The organism is Peribacillus simplex, from assembly GCF_001578185.1.
In the GTDB taxonomy this organism is placed as follows: Bacteria; Bacillota; Bacilli; order Bacillales; family DSM-1321; genus Peribacillus; species Peribacillus simplex_A.
The window spans coordinates 1,725,821-1,742,907 of the sequence record NZ_CP011008.1; the positions used below are offsets into that span (position 1 = coordinate 1,725,821).

15 protein-coding genes are annotated in these 17,087 nt (G+C 41.0%); 12 read left to right on the forward strand and 3 right to left on the reverse strand.

All coding sequences use genetic code 11. From position 1 onward, the window contains the following. The first annotated feature begins 53 nt into the window (after positions 1–53). The 7 genes from UP17_RS08160 to tdh all read left to right on the forward strand — a co-directional run bounded on the left by UP17_RS08160 (position 54) and on the right by tdh (position 6,930). Positions 54–851: a TIGR00282 family metallophosphoesterase gene (locus tag UP17_RS08160; RefSeq protein ID WP_061462476.1), complete on the forward strand. Its 798-nt coding sequence runs from the start codon at positions 54–56 to the stop codon at positions 849–851. A 181-nt stretch (positions 852–1,032) separates the two neighbouring features. Further along, entirely contained in the window at positions 1,033–1,293 is a 261-nt protein-coding gene (gene spoVS / locus UP17_RS08165) for a stage V sporulation protein SpoVS (RefSeq protein ID WP_029281188.1), read from the forward strand. Positions 1,294–1,431: 138 nt separating this feature from the next. Further along, positions 1,432–2,367, forward strand: coding sequence for a dipeptidase (locus tag UP17_RS08170; protein WP_061462477.1), 936 nt, complete (start codon positions 1,432–1,434; stop codon positions 2,365–2,367). 217 nt (positions 2,368–2,584) lie between these two features. Beyond that, positions 2,585–4,342: a 2-oxoacid:acceptor oxidoreductase subunit alpha gene (locus tag UP17_RS08175; protein ID WP_061462478.1), complete on the forward strand. Its 1,758-nt coding sequence runs from the start codon at positions 2,585–2,587 to the stop codon at positions 4,340–4,342. Beyond that, positions 4,329–5,195 (forward strand): 2-oxoacid:ferredoxin oxidoreductase subunit beta, encoded by an 867-nt coding sequence (locus tag UP17_RS08180; RefSeq protein WP_057913339.1) that lies wholly within the window; start codon positions 4,329–4,331, stop codon positions 5,193–5,195. Before UP17_RS08175 ends, UP17_RS08180 begins: the two co-directional genes overlap by 14 nt. A 116-nt stretch (positions 5,196–5,311) precedes the next feature. After that, positions 5,312–5,653, forward strand: coding sequence for a hypothetical protein (locus UP17_RS27400; protein WP_155727268.1), 342 nt, complete (start codon positions 5,312–5,314; stop codon positions 5,651–5,653). A gap of 236 nt (positions 5,654–5,889) precedes the next feature. Further along, positions 5,890–6,930 carry an L-threonine 3-dehydrogenase gene (gene tdh / locus UP17_RS08190; protein ID WP_061466025.1) on the forward strand — a complete coding sequence of 347 codons (1,041 nt, stop codon included), beginning with the start codon at positions 5,890–5,892 and terminating at the stop codon, positions 6,928–6,930. On the opposite strand, the gene UP17_RS27405 is transcribed toward tdh, so the two are convergent. Beyond that, positions 6,919–7,107: a hypothetical protein gene (locus UP17_RS27405; RefSeq protein ID WP_155727269.1), complete on the reverse strand. Its 189-nt coding sequence runs from the start codon at positions 7,105–7,107 to the stop codon at positions 6,919–6,921. The genes tdh and UP17_RS27405 overlap by 12 nt on opposite strands. A 354-nt stretch (positions 7,108–7,461) precedes the next feature. Here UP17_RS27405 and miaB point away from each other — a divergent pair, with 354 nt between their 5' ends. Together miaB and UP17_RS08200 are read left to right on the forward strand one after the other, a co-directional pair. Then, the gene (gene miaB, locus UP17_RS08195; RefSeq protein WP_061462480.1) at positions 7,462–9,006 is read left to right on the forward strand and encodes a tRNA (N6-isopentenyl adenosine(37)-C2)-methylthiotransferase MiaB; all 1,545 of its coding nucleotides are present in this window, start codon (positions 7,462–7,464) and stop codon (positions 9,004–9,006) included. Position 9,007: 1 nt separating this feature from the next. Then, positions 9,008–9,436, forward strand: coding sequence for a YlbF/YmcA family competence regulator (locus UP17_RS08200; RefSeq protein WP_061462481.1), 429 nt, complete (start codon positions 9,008–9,010; stop codon positions 9,434–9,436). Between the two features lie 149 nt (positions 9,437–9,585). Here the strand turns inward: UP17_RS08200 and UP17_RS26200 are convergent, their stop codons facing one another. Further along, positions 9,586–9,801, reverse strand: a complete 216-nt coding sequence (locus tag UP17_RS26200) for an integrase core domain-containing protein (RefSeq protein WP_430151200.1) — start codon at positions 9,799–9,801, stop codon at positions 9,586–9,588. 125 nt (positions 9,802–9,926) lie between these two features. After that, positions 9,927–10,331 carry an IS3 family transposase gene (locus tag UP17_RS26205; RefSeq protein WP_081108757.1) on the reverse strand — a complete coding sequence of 135 codons (405 nt, stop codon included), beginning with the start codon at positions 10,329–10,331 and terminating at the stop codon, positions 9,927–9,929. Between the two features lie 737 nt (positions 10,332–11,068). On the opposite strand from UP17_RS26205, the gene UP17_RS08215 reads away from it, so the two are divergent. The 3 genes from UP17_RS08215 (at position 11,069) to mutL (ending at position 16,468) form a co-directional block, all read left to right on the forward strand. Then, positions 11,069–11,608 carry an outer spore coat protein CotE gene (locus tag UP17_RS08215; protein WP_056526911.1) on the forward strand — a complete coding sequence of 180 codons (540 nt, stop codon included), beginning with the start codon at positions 11,069–11,071 and terminating at the stop codon, positions 11,606–11,608. A 269-nt stretch (positions 11,609–11,877) separates the two neighbouring features. Further along, complete coding sequence (gene mutS / locus UP17_RS08220) at positions 11,878–14,505, forward strand: DNA mismatch repair protein MutS (RefSeq protein ID WP_061462482.1); 2,628 nt, start codon at positions 11,878–11,880, stop codon at positions 14,503–14,505. A gap of 22 nt (positions 14,506–14,527) precedes the next feature. After that, positions 14,528–16,468 carry a DNA mismatch repair endonuclease MutL gene (gene mutL, locus UP17_RS08225; RefSeq protein WP_061462483.1) on the forward strand — a complete coding sequence of 647 codons (1,941 nt, stop codon included), beginning with the start codon at positions 14,528–14,530 and terminating at the stop codon, positions 16,466–16,468. Positions 16,469–17,087: the final 619 nt, after the last annotated feature.

Below are 17,087 nucleotides of genomic sequence, written 5' to 3' on the forward strand. Positions count from 1 at the left end.
CATACTTGAATAATCCATATAATAATAAATGTGAATCTAGAAAGGGTTTTACAATGAAATTGCTATTTATTGGAGATGTAGTGGGGTCTCCTGGTCGTGATATGATCCAAGAATACCTTCCTAAGTTAAAAGAAAAGTATCGTCCGCATATCACGGTCATCAACGGGGAAAATGCTGCAAGTGGCCGGGGAATTACAGAAAAGATTTACCGCAGTTTTTTAGAGTGGGGAGCGCAGGCAGTGACCATGGGAAACCATACATGGGATAATCGCGATATTTTCAATTTTATTGATGACGCGAAATATCTCGTCCGGCCAGCGAACTTTCCGGACAGAGCACCTGGCGATGGAATGAAATTTTTAAAATTGAATCAACAGGAAATAGCGGTCATCAATTTGCAGGCTAGAACGTTCATGCCGGATTTGGATTGTCCGTTCAAAAAGGCGGAAGAACTAGTGGCGGAGGCTCAAAAAAGGACACCAATCATCTTTGTTGATTTTCACGGAGAGGCTACAAGTGAAAAGCAAGCTATGGGGTGGTTCCTGGATGGGAAGGTTACAGCCGTTGTTGGTACACACACACACGTCCAGACAGCCGATAACCGTATTTTACCTGCTGGCACCGCTTACATATCAGATGTAGGCATGACAGGACCGTATGATGGCATCCTTGGTATGGAAAGAGAGGCAGTAATCCATCGGTTCCTAACTAGCCTTCCTGTTCGTTTCGAAGTGCCTAAGGAGGGGCGGACGCTATTAAGTGGGGTTCTCCTTGAAATTGATGATAAAACTGGCAAAGCTAAAAAAATTGAAAGAATACTGATTAACGAAGATCACCCCTTTGATAATTGATTTGAATGGATGGACAGTCAAAATGACTTTCCATCCATTTTCTTTATTCTTTAATAAATGGTGGACAATCCAGGTTTTCTTTGTCATACAAGTTTTACTTGATGAATATAGTAGCAGTGGAAAGTGTTATAACTATTGAGCCAAAGATTATAATCGGCAGGGAAAACAAGGAGGACTAGGAATGGAAATATTAAAGGTTTCAGCAAAATCTAATCCTAATTCTGTAGCAGGCGCACTAGCGGGAGTGCTCAGAGAAAGAGGAGCAGCCGAAATTCAGGCAATCGGTGCAGGTGCGTTAAATCAAGCCGTCAAGGCAGTAGCAATCGCAAGAGGGTTTGTCGCACCTAGTGGAGTTGACTTGATTTGTATTCCTGCCTTTACAGATATACTTATTGATGGCGAAGAACGAACTGCTATAAAGCTAATCATTGAACCAAGATAATTTTATGGGTGGGTGTCCTGTTTGTCGGATGGCGAGCAGGCTCTTTTTTGTCCTGAAATCCAAATGACGAAAAATCGAGATCGCTTTATAATGGAATATATGATCTCTAAATAGATAAGGGCAGGAAGGGGGATTACATTGGCGATTTTTGATGCACATTGTGATGTGTTGATGAAGATGTTCAAAGATCCGGATATTTCTTTTTTAGATAGTGATAAATTACATATAACAAAGCGGGGGTTATTGGATGAAGGAGGAAAAGTCCAATGTTTTGCGATTTATATTCCAGAGAATGTCCACCCGGATATGAGATTTCAAGCGGCTTTGGCGATGGTGGATATTTTTCATGAAAAGATTTTATCAGAGCCGGAAATGAAATTTATAAAGACCAAAGCAGACATCGATTCTCTAAAAGAAAAGGAAATCGGTGCGATGCTAACCTTAGAGGGATGCGATTGCATTGGAAATGATTTATTAAAACTGAAAACACTAATTCATCTTGGAGTGTCCTCTGTAGGTTTGACTTGGAATTACGCAAACTTGGTAGCAGATGGGGCATTAGAATCAAGAGGGGGCGGATTGACAGGGTTTGGAACAGAGGTGGTCGCGCTTTTGAATGAGAAATCAATTTGGTGTGATTTATCCCATCTATCTGAAGCTGGATTTTGGGACACCCTAAAGAAGGCAAAATTCCCAATTGCCTCCCATTCGAATGCCTATCAGCTTTGTTCGAATCCGCGAAATTTAAAAGACGGCCAGATAAAAGCACTTTTGCAAAAAAATGGAGTGATAGGGGTAACCTTTGTCCCTCAATTCCTATCTAATGGTGAATCGGCTTCGATAAAGGATATCTTGAAACATATAGAACATATATGCAGTTTGGGCGGGGAAAGACAAATTGGATTAGGGTCTGACTTCGATGGAATCGATCATATGGTAGAAAATTTAATGTCATATAAGGATTATCATAATTTTATCAATGAACTCAACATGCTTTATTCAAGTGAGTTCGTAAAAGGTCTCCTTTTTGGTAATTTCACTCGTAATTTTCCGCTTAAACAGGAATTATCTTAAGTGATTTTCAATTCTTACTATATAGATATGAATAAATATTCTGAAAATATAAAAAACAAAAGCAAAAAGGTTGCAATTTAATGATTTAACCGATAGAATTGAAAGCGTTTAGTACACCTTTCCTAAATTAGAACGATTAATTATACATAGTCGAATGTTCTGAAGGGAGGGGCGGTTAAATGCATTTATATACGAACGTCCTAAAGGAGTGTAAGACATGATCAATCAACTTTCATGGAAAGTTGGCGGACAACAAGGTGAAGGTATTGAAAGTACAGGAGAAATATTCTGTATTGCCCTCAATCGCTTAGGTTATTACTTGTATGGCTACCGTCATTTCTCATCCCGAATCAAGGGTGGACACACGAATAACAAAATTCGTGTAAGTACTACGGAAACTCGTGCTATCTCTGATGATTTAGACATCTTAGTTGCTTTTGACCAAGAAACAATTGACGTCAATTATAAAGAATTACATGAGGGTGGCATCATAATCGCAGATGCAAAATTCAAACCTGTCTGCCCAGAAGATACAAAGGCAGAATTATATATTGTTCCATTTACGGAAATAGCAGCCGAATTAGGAACATCTTTAATGAAAAATATGGTCGCTATCGGTGCGACATGTGCTGTTCTAGGAATGGAAATTTCCGTATTCAACGATGTGGTGGATGAAATATTCGGCCGCAAAGGTGAAGAAATCGTAAAGAAGAATATGGAAGCCATTACTGCTGGCTATAAGGCAATGGAAGTGATGCTTGGAGAAAAACTGGGCGCAATGGAGCTTGAAAAAGCAGACGGCCAAAAACGATTGTTCATGATCGGGAACGATGCTATCGCTCTAGGTGCAGTTGCAGGCGGTTGCCGCTTCATGGCCGCTTATCCAATTACTCCAGCCTCGGAAATTATGGAATACCTGATTAAAAAACTTCCTCAATTGGGTGGGACGGTCATACAGACTGAAGATGAAATTGCAGCGGCTACAATGGCGATTGGTGCAAACTATGGTGGTGTACGTGCCATCACTGCTTCAGCTGGACCTGGACTTTCCTTGAAGATGGAAGCGATTGGTTTAGCGGGCATTACCGAGACGCCAATTGTCATTGTCGATACTCAGCGTGGCGGTCCATCTACGGGACTTCCTACAAAACAGGAGCAATCCGATTTAATGGCCATGATTTATGGTACTCATGGTGAAATCCCTAAAATCGTAATGGCTCCAAGTACAGTTGAAGAAGCTTTTTATGATACGGCAGAAGCATTCAATCTTGCAGAGGAATATCAATGTCCAGTTATCGTTTTATCCGATTTACAGCTATCACTAGGTAAACAAACGGTTCAGCCGCTTGATTACAGCAGAGTGGAGATAAGACGCGGTAAATTGGTGGACTTTGAAATTGAAGAGGCTGAAAACAAATCTTACTTCAAGCGTTATAAAGTAACGGAAGACGGGGTCTCACCTCGTGTAGTGCCTGGTATGAAAAATGGAATTCACCATGTTACCGGTGTTGAACATGACGAAACGGGCAGACCTTCTGAGACGGCTTTGAATCGTAAAGTGCAAATGGATAAACGGATGCGTAAGCTGAATAACTTAACTAACACATTCCAAACACCAGTATACAAAAACACACCGCATGAAGAAGCGGATTTATTAATTCTTGGTTTTAACTCTACACGCGGAACCATTGATGAAGCGATCGGCCGGTTAGAAACGGATGGAATGAAAGTGAATCATGCGCAAATCCGTTTGATTCATCCTTTCCCGGCTGATGAAGTCCTATCGTTGGTGCAAAGTGCTAAGAAAGTAGTAGTTATTGAAAATAATGCGACTGGACAATTGGCTAATATTATCAAGATGAATGTCGGACATGTTAATAAAATTAAAAGCATCCTAAAATATGATGGCAACCCATTCCTCCCGCATGAAATTCACACACAATGCAAGGAGATGTTCGAATATGGCAACGTTTAAAGAGTTTCGTAATGATGTAAAACCCAACTGGTGTCCTGGCTGCGGAGATTTCTCCGTTCAGGCTGCCATGCAGCGTGCGGCGGCCAATGTAGGATTGGAGCCGGAGAATCTGGCTGTTGTTTCCGGTATCGGCTGTTCAGGACGTATATCCGGTTACATCAAGTCATACGGTTTCCACGGAATCCATGGCCGCTCTCTGCCAATTGCCCAAGGAGTGAAAATGGCCAACCGTGAATTGACCGTTATAGCTTCAGGCGGTGACGGAGATGGTTTTGCAATCGGGATGGGACACACTATTCATGCGATCCGTCGTAATATAGACATTACCTATATTGTCATGGATAACCAAATTTATGGTTTGACAAAAGGCCAGACCTCACCTAGATCTGCTGCTGGATTTAAAACGAAATCCACTCCAGAAGGATCAATAGAACAGGCTGTTTCACCTATGGAATTAGCTTTGTCAGCTGGCGCTACGTTTGTCGCCCAAAGCTTTTCCACTGACTTGAAAGACCTGACAGCGATCATTGAAGCAGGGATAAACCATAAAGGGTTTTCCTTTATCAATGTTTTCTCTCCTTGTGTAACATATAATAAGATTAATACGTATGATTGGTTTAAACAAAACTTAACTAAATTGAACACGATTGAAGGCTATGATTCATCAAATAAAGAACAGGCCATGCAGACTTTGATGAAACATGACAGCCTTGTGACAGGTATTATCTATCAAGACTCTTCACGTCCTTCGTACCAGGAATTAGTGCCAGGGTATGCTGAAAAAGCGTTAAATAAATCCGATTTGACACTGGATCAAGCGCACTTTGATAAGCTTGTTGCTGAATTTATGTAAAAGTGAAAAGGTTCGCCCCTTAAGATGGGGTGAACCTTTTTTGTGGTTAATTATTAGGCTCTCCAGTAGATAGGCCACATGCTAGAAGACTTACGACTGGCTTAGCTTAACAACCGTTGTTGCATCTGCCGAAGTTACGGTTAAAAACCGCAACCGCCACCGCAACCTCCACCAAAACCGCCACCGCAACGGCCACCGAAGCCGCCACCGAAACCGAAGAAACAGCAACGATTCCTTCTTCTACAACAACAGTTGTTGTTGTTATGATGATGGTGGTGATGGTGTTGATCGCGGTCCCGATCCCGATCCCGATCGCGGTCACGGTCACGGTCATGATCGCGGTCACGATCTCTGTCGCGCCTATTACAACCTCTCACAGCACGACAAAAATCGTCTGCGATTCTATCGTTATTATTGTTGTTACCATGATGATCATGATTATGGTTTCCAGAACATGACATATAAGTCACTCCTTCAATTATTTTTGTTGTACAAGATATCTTATTCGAGAGCGGACGAGATGCTATAGAAACATGACCCATTTAACAAAAATGTACGAATGCCCCAAAATCAACTTTATTTTGCACAAAAGAACGATACAAAAGCGATTAGGTATTTTTTTAATTAGTTTTTCATATCTTTACATATTAAGGCAGGTGAAAAGAGCAGCCCTATTTCAGGGGGAGTGTATATGCTGAGAGGGAAAATGAAAGCAGTCGTCAAACATCACCGAGGATATGGGGCACAATTACAAGTTGTCGATATTCCTGATATTCGTGAGGACGAGGTCTTGATTCGAGTAAAGATGACCTCTATATGTGGAACGGATATTCATATCTTCACCTGGGATAAATGGTCGCAGGGAAGAGTGAATCCACCATACGTTTTTGGACACGAATTTGCTGGGGAAGTAATGGAGATAGGAGAAAATGTGAGAAATGTTTCAGTTGGTGATTGTGTATCTGCCGAAACACATATAGTTTGCGGTACATGCAGGCAATGCTTAACCGGCCAATTCCATATTTGTAAAAAAACAAATATTATCGGACTCGATAAACAGGGATGCTTTGCAGAGTATATAGCTCTGCCGGCCAAGAATCTATGGAAAAATCCAATTGGTATGCCACTCGATATAGCTACCATCCAAGAACCAATGGGAAATGCCGTACATTCAGTGCTTGCTGGTGAGGTCCTGGGTAAAACGGTGGCCATAATCGGCTGTGGTCCAATTGGGCTTATGGCAGTTGCTGTAGCAAAGGCTGCAGGTGCCGATAAAGTGATCGCTCTTGATATTAATGATTATCGGCTTCAGCTTGCCAAAAAGATGGGGGCTACAGACCTCATACATTCAATTAAACAAAATCCACTGGAAATCACGAAAGGCCTCACAAATTCGGATGGGGTGGATGTGGTTTGCGAAATGAGCGGTAATCCTACAGCTATTGAACAAGGGTTCAAGATGGCCACGAATGGTGGAAGGATATCAATTCTAAGTCTGCCATCACAGCCGGTCACGCTTAATATAACGGATGATATTGTATTCAAGGGTCTTACTGTCCAAGGGATAACCGGAAGGAAAATGTTTTCAACCTGGCAACAGGTTTCAAGTTTGCTTGGGAGTGGCAATGTTGATGTAAAACCAATGATTACACACCGATTTTCACTAAGCGATTTTGAGAAGGGTTTTGAACTGATGATCAAAGGTCAGTGTGGCAAGGTGCTCCTAACCCCTTAAAGAGTGAGAAGGTTCACGAGTAAAACAACCAAATAAAGGAGTAAAGCGGTCAAACTCACGAGTAAAATGCACAATTTCACGAGTAAAGTGATCAAACTCACGAGTAAAGCGCCTAAATTCACGAGTAAAATGCTCAATTTCACGAGTAAAGCGCCCAAACTCACGATTAAAGCTCAAACCCACGAGTAAAGCGCATGGTCTGCATTTTTAAAATAGCTGTGAAGGAATAGTATCATCCTATCATTTAATAAGAAGAGGCTAATATCGTCATATTGAATATGCGAATCAAGCCTCTTCTTTCTTGTTCTTATTTTCCACGTTTGTGAAAAATTTCTTACAATTGAAGAAGGCACGACAGAATGATTGTTTCTTGCTGTTAAAAGCTTTATACTAAGTTAATGTGGATATATCACAATTAAAAGCTAATATTTACTGGAAATTCTTAAAAAGAAACCGTATAAAACCATTAGAAGATAGGTCTTGAAATAGTTGGTGAAGAAATAAACTAACTATTTTGAAAGGAGATTAACTATGAACGAGAAACAACGATTAGAATCACAACAAGTACAGGCTGAAAATTCAGCGGACAAAAAATCCGATAAGGACTTCAGTAAGTACTTTCAAGCCGTTTATATTCCGCCTTCCCTAAAAGATGCGAAAAAGCGAGGAAAAGAAGAAGTAGAATACCATGATGACTTTGCAATTCCTGAAGGTTTCCGTGGAATGGGAGAAGGCAAAAAGTTTTACATTCGTACATATGGCTGTCAAATGAACGAACATGATACAGAAGTCATGGCGGGCATCTTTACGGCACTTGGTTATGAGCCTACAAACACGGTGGATGATGCTAACGTCATATTACTTAACACTTGTGCGATTCGGGAAAACGCAGAGAATAAAGTGTTCGGTGAATTGGGCCATTTGAAATCATTGAAATTGGAAAAGCCGGATCTTTTGCTTGGGGTTTGCGGTTGTATGTCGCAAGAGGAGTCTGTTGTAAAGCGGATTCTAGAGAAGCACCATTTTGTAGATATGATTTTCGGAACGCATAATATCCACCGGCTGCCGCAAATTCTTAATGAAGCTTATCTTTCCAAGGAAATGGTCATTGAGGTTTGGTCCAAAGAAGGTGATGTAATCGAGAACCTTCCGAAAGTGCGTAAAGGCAAAACGAAGGCATGGGTCAATATCATGTATGGCTGCGATAAGTTTTGTACATACTGCATCGTACCTTACACAAGGGGTAAAGAAAGAAGCCGCAGACCTGAAGATATCATACAAGAAGTCCGTCATTTAGCGGCTCAGGGTTACAAGGAAATAACACTGCTTGGACAGAATGTGAATGCATACGGTAAAGACTTTGCGGATATTGAATATCGTTTCGGTGATTTGATGGATGAAATCCGCAAAATCGATATTCCGCGTATTCGTTTTACGACCAGCCATCCCCGTGACTTTGATGATCACTTGATTGAAGTTCTGGCTAAAGGGGGAAATCTCGTTGACCATATCCATCTTCCAGTTCAATCGGGAAGTACGGAAACACTTAAAATCATGGCCCGTAAATATACACGAGAACAATATTTAGAGCTAGTAAAAAAGATTAAGGAAGCAATCCCAAGTGCATCGCTAACAACTGACATCATTGTAGGCTATCCGAATGAAACGGAAGAGCACTTTGAAGAGACGATGTCTTTATACCGTGAAGTTGGTTTCGATGCAGCATATACTTACATCTATTCACCACGTGAGGGAACACCGGCTGCGAAAATGCAGGATAATGTACCGATGGAAGTGAAAAAGGAACGCCTGCAACGTTTGAATGCCCTTGTCAATGAAACGTGTGCATTGAAAATGAAAGAGTATGATGGGCAGATTGTTGAAGTGCTTGTTGAAGGCGAAAGCAAGAAGAATGCGGAAATATTAGCAGGTTATACAACGAAAAATAAGCTCGTGAACTTCAAAGGACCAAAATCGGCAATTGGCCAAATCGTAAAAGTGAAAATCACTGGAACGAAAACATGGTCATTAAATGGGGATATGGTTGAAGAAGCAACGGCGATTGAGGTGGAGTAATATGACTAAATATACTAAAGATGACATACTGTCAAAAGCGGCAGAGCTTGCTGAAATGATTGCGAGCACGGAAGAAGTCGATTTCTTTAAACGGGCAGAAGCTCACATCAATGAAAACCAAAAAATCCGTGAAATGATCGCCAGTATCAAGAGCTTGCAAAAACAGGCGGTAAACTTCCAGCATTACGGAAAAGAAAAAGCATACAACCAAGTTCAGGCTAAAATCGATGCACTGGAAAAACAATTGGATGAACTACCGATCGTCCAAGAATTCAAACAATCCCAAGTTGATGTAAATGATCTTTTGCAAATGGTCTCATCACAAGTATCGAATAAGGTAACGGACCTGATCATTGAATCGACTGAAGGCGACGTCCTTCGCGGTGAGACAGGTTCACAGGTGCAAGCTGGAGGCGGAAGTTGTTCATGAATATTAAAAAGCCCTACTGATTTTGAACTATACCCCGAATAATGGTCACAGTAAAAAAGTCCCTTATTCGGGTAAAGTGTACCCCATTTTTTTGACAGTATAAAAAAATTGGCTAATAGGTGGTCCCGGTATTGTACCGGGGCCATTTTCTATAGTCCCCATTGATAACGAGACTCATTGTATTCTTCAATAACTGGATCAACTTCTTCCTTCACATCCGTTAAATTAGTACATGTTTTATATTCTGCTAAATCTTTAAAGTGGCCAAAAAAACTTTCCATCGGCGCATTATCCCAACAGTTTCCCTTACGGGGATTGCACTCGGATGGAACTCGTGATTCACAGCCTGCCTTAGCTTGTTTAATGTTTCATAAACATATTCATATCTAATTGAGTGGATAAATGATACGTAACTATTTCTTTTATGGCCGAATCTTTTACGCATGATAAATAAGCTGACCCTTTCCATAATAAAGATAGGTAATGTCCTTTAGCAGAATTTCCTCTGGCTCCCTCGGTTTGAATTCACGATTAAGAAGGTTGGACAAGTATGATGCTCCTCCTTGGTTGTCTTAGCTATCTTTCGAGACGGTTTGGCCCTTCTGATTTTTGCGAAGAGATTATATTTTGCCATCAACCGTCTGATTTTCTTATGATTCATGACGGCCGAATGATCATTTTCCATAACCATTTTGATCTGGAGGGTGCCTGCTTTTTCCTTCTTACTGAGGAGTATATTTTTAATTAATTTTATGTCCAAATCATCCTGTTCCTCGCGTAGCTTACGGGTTGGAGCTGCCTTTAACCACTCATTGTAGCCACTTCGACTTACACCAGCTAATTTGCATAGATAGGAAACAGCCTTCTTACTGGTATTGCCTGATCGTTCTTTCAATCAGATAGAACTTCTCAGCTGCAGTGAAAATGATTTCTTTTTAAACGCCCGCCTTTCTAACTCTTCCAGCTTTTTTAGGAAGTCATTTTCCGTTTCAAGGAATTTGATTCTCGCTTCGGCCTTCCTAAGTTGATTCTCTGCAGACTGTGGCTTAGAAGAAGGGCGTCTTTCCTTTTCCGCGGCGTTCAGGAAGCCTTCCTCCACCAAGCCTTTCAAGGTATCACGTCAGCGCTGTAGACAACGCTTAGGTTTTTCCTTACCAATGATTTCGAGATTGAATCCATGTTCTATGAAAATTTGAGAGGGGGATTTCCCCTTTTTTATATTCCTTAATAGCTTTTGTTTTAAATTCAGGATTATAGGAAAATAGAACACTCTGAAGCACTTATGATTTTTGGGTTCTTTTCAAGTTCTTTAATCTGTAAATCAGTATATGTATTCTTACTCGTTGACCCCCTCCGTCCATACTCATTACTCCTATTGGAACATAAATAAACCGGAAAAGGGACGCTTTTTTATGTGTCAGCTATCAGGGCCAAATTTCAATTTAGAAGGGCTTTTTTAATACTTGGAAATCCTTATACAGCGCCCATTCGTGACACATATCCCAAAAGATGCGCATAAAATAACCTAGGTTTAAAACATTACTGCAGTTTTCAAACAATTAAAATTCTACGCACACTAGACTTTTACCACGCATAGGATGAATGGAAACTGTATGAGGAGGGTTCGCTAGCATGTCACAATATAGAGAGATAATTACTAAAGCGGTGGTGGCAAAGGGACGTAAATTCACAAAGTCCTCTCACACCATTTGCCCGGCTCATCATCCTTCTAGCATTCTAGGTTGTTGGATCATCAACCATAAATACGATGCAAAGAAAGTCGGCAAAAAGGTAGAAATTCACGGCAGCTACGAAATCAACGTTTGGTATTCCTATAACCATAATTCAAAGACGGAAGTTGTTACTGAAAAAGTGCAATATACCGACGTGATTTCGCTGAAATACCGTGATCCGGATTGTCATGATGACCATGAAATCGTTGCACAAGCTGTCCAACAGCCGAATTGTTTAGAAGCTTGCATCTCCCCGTGTGGACAAAAAATCATTGTCCATGTGGAAAGAGAATTCTTTGTGGAAGTCGTCGGCGAAACGAAAATTTGTGTCGCTGTTAATCCAGATGGCCGCTGTGAGGATGACTGGGGCTCTGATTTCGATGATGAGGAATTTGAAGATTTAGATCCGGATTTCCTTGATGAATTCGAAGACGAATAGAATATAGAAAGTAACTACCGGATGACATTCCCTTCATCCGGTTTTATTTATTTTGAAGCGGGACAAGTCCTTTATCAAAAAAATAAGATTGAAATGATACTATATACGTGTACATATTTTTGCGGATACTTAACTAGCATTCAACAGTTTAATCCCACAGGGTAATTGATTTACATTCAATTTCGAATACAGGCAATGTTGCTTACCCGTATGTTATAATGAAGGACATAAATGGGTAATAGATTTTAGTTTGGAAAGGTTTTGAAAGAATGGCTGGATATACTCCGATGATACAGCAATATTTAAAAATTAAGGCAGAGTATCAAGATGCCTTTTTATTTTTTCGTTTAGGCGATTTTTATGAAATGTTTTTTGACGATGCACTGAATGCATCACAGGAGCTCGAAATCACATTAACGAGCCGAGAAGGTGGTAGTGAAGATCGAATTCCGATGTGCGGGATTCCATATCACTCGGCTCCTAATTATATTGATATATTGATAGAAAAAGGGTTTAAAGTAGCTATTTGTGAACAGACTGAGGATCCCAAACAAGCCAAAGGTGTGGTACGCAGGGAAGTTGTCCAGCTGATTACTCCGGGAACGAAAATGGACAGTAAGGGTCTTAGAGAAAAGGAAAATAATTATATTGCCACCATCACTTATTTTACGGATGGTCAGTTTGGCTTTGGATACAATGATTTATCGACAGGGGAAAATAAGGTCACTTTGATTGAGAGTTTTGAAGAAGTTCTGAATGAATTTGCCATCCTTGGTGCTAGCGAAGTGGTCATCGCTGAAGATTTCAATGAAGAATGGAAAAAAAAGCTGCAAGAACGGGGAGCTGCCGCTCTGTCCCTAGAGAATAATTTGGTTCAAAGCGAGTCATTCGCTGCATTGCTTCAACTGTTAAAAGACCAGAAACTGGCGACAACGACCTCACGTTTATTGAATTATCTATACCGTACCCAAAAACGCAGCCTGGATCATCTACAGCCAGTGCTTGCATATGAAACGTCACAATATATGAAAATTGATTATTATAGCAAACGCAATTTGGAGTTGACTGAAACCATTCGTTCCAAAGGTAAAAAAGGCTCATTATTATGGCTGCTTGATGAAACGAAAACAGCCATGGGCGGAAGGATGCTGAAGCAATGGATTGATAGACCGCTCATTAATAAAAACCAGATCGAGCGGAGGCAAAGCCTTGTTGAAACCCTGAAAAATCAATACTTCGAACGGCAAGACTTACGTGAACGCCTGAAGGAAGTGTATGACTTGGAGAGGCTGGCCGGAAGGGTCGCCTTCGGGAATGTAAACGCTAGGGACTTGATTCAATTGAAGCGTTCATTGCAACAGGTGCCAATCATTCGTGAAATCGTGAATTCAATGGCTTCCGAACATGATATTTCAATTCTTGCCGATAAATTGGATCCTTGTGAAGAAGTGACGGATTTACTTGAAACAGCGCTTGTTGAAAACCCGCCATTGTCCGTCAAGGAAGGGAATATCATTCAGGACGGTTTCCATAAGGAGCTGGATATATACAGGGATGCCAGCAGGAACGGGAAAACGTGGATTGCTCAGCTGGAACGTGAAGAGCGGGAACGTACAGGAATCAGATCATTGAAAATCGGTTATAATCGTGTTTTTGGCTATTATATTGAAGTCACACGAGCCAATTTGCACCTGCTTGAAGAAGGGCGCTATGAAAGGAAGCAAACTTTAACGAATGCCGAACGTTATATCACACCTGAATTAAAAGAAAAGGAAGCTTTGATTTTACAAGCAGAGGAAAAAAGCATCAGTTTGGAATATGACCTATTCCTCAATCTTCGTGAAGAGGTCAAAAGCTATATCCCGCGCTTACAGGATTTGGCGAAAGGCGTCAGTGAATTGGATGTCCTGCAGTGCTTTGCGACGATTAGCGAAGAACGCCATTATGTGAAGCCTGTCTTTTCTGATGATCGAAGAATCGTCCTGAAGGAAGGCCGGCATCCAGTAGTGGAGAAAGTCCTTCAATCACAGGAGTATGTCCCAAATGACTGCTTTATGGATGGAGAACGGGAGCTACTCTTGATCACAGGGCCCAATATGTCGGGTAAAAGCACGTATATGCGCCAGCTTGCACTAACATCGATTCTAGCGCAGATTGGATGCTTCGTTTCCGCAAGTATAGCTGAATTGCCTATTTTTGATAAGGTATTTACTAGGATTGGCGCTGCTGATGATTTGATTTCCGGTCAAAGTACATTCATGGTCGAGATGCTTGAGGCAAGAAATGCCATTATGAATGCGACTGAAAACAGTTTGATATTATTTGATGAGATCGGGCGGGGAACATCAACTTACGATGGGATGGCACTTGCCCAGGCCATCATTGAATATATTCATGAAGAAATTGGGGCAAAGACCCTCTTTTCGACTCATTATCATGAATTGACGGTATTGGCATCGGAACTGCCTAAATTGAAAAATATCCATGTCAGTGCAATTGAGCAAAATGGAAATGTCGTTTTCCTTCATAAAATTAAAGAAGGGCCAGCAGATAAAAGTTATGGAATTCACGTGGCAAAGCTTGCTGATTTACCGAAGCAGTTAATTGATCGGGCCGCTGCTATTTTAGCGAAGTTAGAGAATGAAAATGGACAAGAAAAGGGGATGCATGAGCAGCCTGCTGCTGTTGTAAAAGCACCTATCGCCGAAGCAGCTCCTGTAACATCAGTCAATGAAGCACAGCTTTCCTTCTTTGGGGAAGAGACTCCTAAGGGAAGAGTGAATTCTTCACCTAAGGAAAATAAGGTGCTGGACGACATAAAATCACTGGATATCCTTGAAATGACGCCACTTGAGGCGATGAATATTCTTTATAAATTACAAAAGAAACTAAAATGAGAACAAAAGCGAGGCGATAAAAATGGGGAAAATCATACAGCTTGACGAGGCTTTATCTAATAAAATCGCAGCTGGCGAAGTTGTAGAACGCCCTGCCTCAGTCGTTAAGGAACTTGTGGAAAACGCAATAGATGCAAACAGTACCATTATAGAGATTGAATTGGTGGAAGCTGGACTTGGTTCCATTAGAATCGTGGACAATGGCGATGGGATTTTGGCTGATGACATTGAGGCAGCATTTAAACGTCATGCCACAAGTAAAATAAAAGATGAAAATGACCTCTTCCGAATTCGAACACTGGGCTTCCGGGGAGAAGCGATGCCCAGTATTGCTTCAGTTTCCCGTTTCGAATTGAAAAGCAGCACTGGCGAAGGTGTAGGAACGCGCATACTTCTTGAAGGCGGCATGGTTAAAGAACTCGAGGCTTCATCCAGCCGTAAGGGAACGGATATCCTGGTTTCCGATTTGTTTTACAATACTCCTGCAAGGTTGAAATATATGAAAACCATTCATACCGAGCTAGGAAATATTACGGATGTCGCTAACAGGCTCGCACTTTCGCACCCGGATGTTTCTATACGGTTATCCCACAATGAGAAGCGTATCCTGCATACGAATGGTAACGGTGATGTCAGGCAGGTGCTAGCAGCAATCTATGGGACTAATATCGCCAAAAAGATGATTCCGATTCAGGCAAGCTCTTTGGACTTCAAATTATCCGGATATATAGTTATGCCGGAGGTCACCCGGGCTTCAAGGAATTATATATCAACCATGATAAACGGCCGCTTCATAAAAAACTATGCACTCGTGAAAGCGATCTTGGATGGGTACCATACACTTCTCCCAATTGGCCGTTTTCCAATTGCTTTGTTGAATATTGAAATGGATCCGATTCTTGTCGATGTCAATGTCCATCCATCTAAAATGGAGGTAAGGCTCAGTAAGGAACAGGAGCTTTACAGTCTTGTATCAGAAACGATTAAATCTGCGTTTAAAAAGCTATCTCTCATTCCTAGTGGATATACACCTGCACCAAAGCCAGAACAGGTGAAAAGTGAGCAAACTACTCTGGATTTGGACCATGTCGTGGAAAAGGGGAAGCGTATCCTTGAAGAAGCCAAGAAAGAAGCTTCACTCTTGAAGGATACCTTGATCCGGGAAAAGCAGGGACAAAAGAATTATGAGGATCATGTTGAAGAATTCAATCTCGAACCGATAAAGGAATTAATCTACAGCAATGAACAGCAGCAAATGGGAGATGCCTATATACCGGTCTTACCAGAAGATGAAAGAAAACCATATTTCGAATCGGCTGAAAAATATACAACCTACACTGTCGAGCAAGAGGAAGAAATCGAGGAGGATGAGTCGGAGAGTCGAATCCCTCCAATGTACCCAATTGGGCAAATGCATGGAACATATATTTTTGCCCAAAACGAAAAAGGTTTGTATATCATAGACCAACATGCTGCCCAGGAACGGATCAAATACGAATATTTTAAAGAAAAAGTCGGACGAGTCGAAAACGAGCTACAGGATATGCTCGTACCCATCACGCTTGAATTTTCGACTGACCAATGTATCCGGATAAATGAATATCGGGATGAGTTGGAACGAGTCGGCGTCTTTTTAGAGGAGTTTGGCTATAACGCCTATATTGTCAGATCGCATCCTCAATGGTTCCCTAAAGGAATTGAACAGGAAATACTGGAAGAAATGATCGAACAATTGTTATCGATGAAAAAGGTAGACATCAAAAAACTGCGTGAGGAAGCAGCAATCATGATGAGCTGTAAAGCCTCCATTAAGGCAAACCGTCATCTGCGCAATGATGAAATTCAAGCACTTTTGGATGAACTAAGACGGACAACCGATCCCTTCACATGCCCTCATGGAAGACCTATCATCATCTCTTATTCCATTTATGAAATGGAGAAAATGTTCAAGAGGATCATGTAATAATAAACACTGGAGAACCCTTATTTACAAGGACTCTCCAGTGTTATTTTTATTAAAGGCTCTTTTCGTAAAGATTGTTGTTTTTAAAACAAAACTATTTAAGGTTGATTGGAGCGGAAGTGCGAGACTCCTGCGGGAGCAGCGGGACAGGTGAGACCCCACAGGCGTTTACGCCGAGGAGGCTCACCGCCGCCCCGCGGAAAGCGAGCATCTGGAGGGGAAATCAACCACAACTCACTACCTGGTAAATAGCAACAAAGTATGTGAAAACAGCCTTATTAAATGACCACTAAGTGACCACATTTATTGCTAAAGGGCTCTTTTTAGCTTATGAAAAGTTCTCTGCTGATGAGTCCTATATATTCTGGGTAACATGACTATATTTATCTAAGGTTATGGAAACATTTGAATGCCCTAAACTTACTGATACCACTTTTTCATCATAGCAATTCTAATTGGGGTTGTCTTAGGAATGCAGATTATGATTTATAATAAAATTAAAAATTTAAAGTAAGGGAAACATTTTAGCAACTGTATGAAAATAAAAGGCATAAACCTTTAATGAAAGGGACTTATGCCCTTTTGTTGCTTTTAAGTAAGTGATATAAATATAAACTCA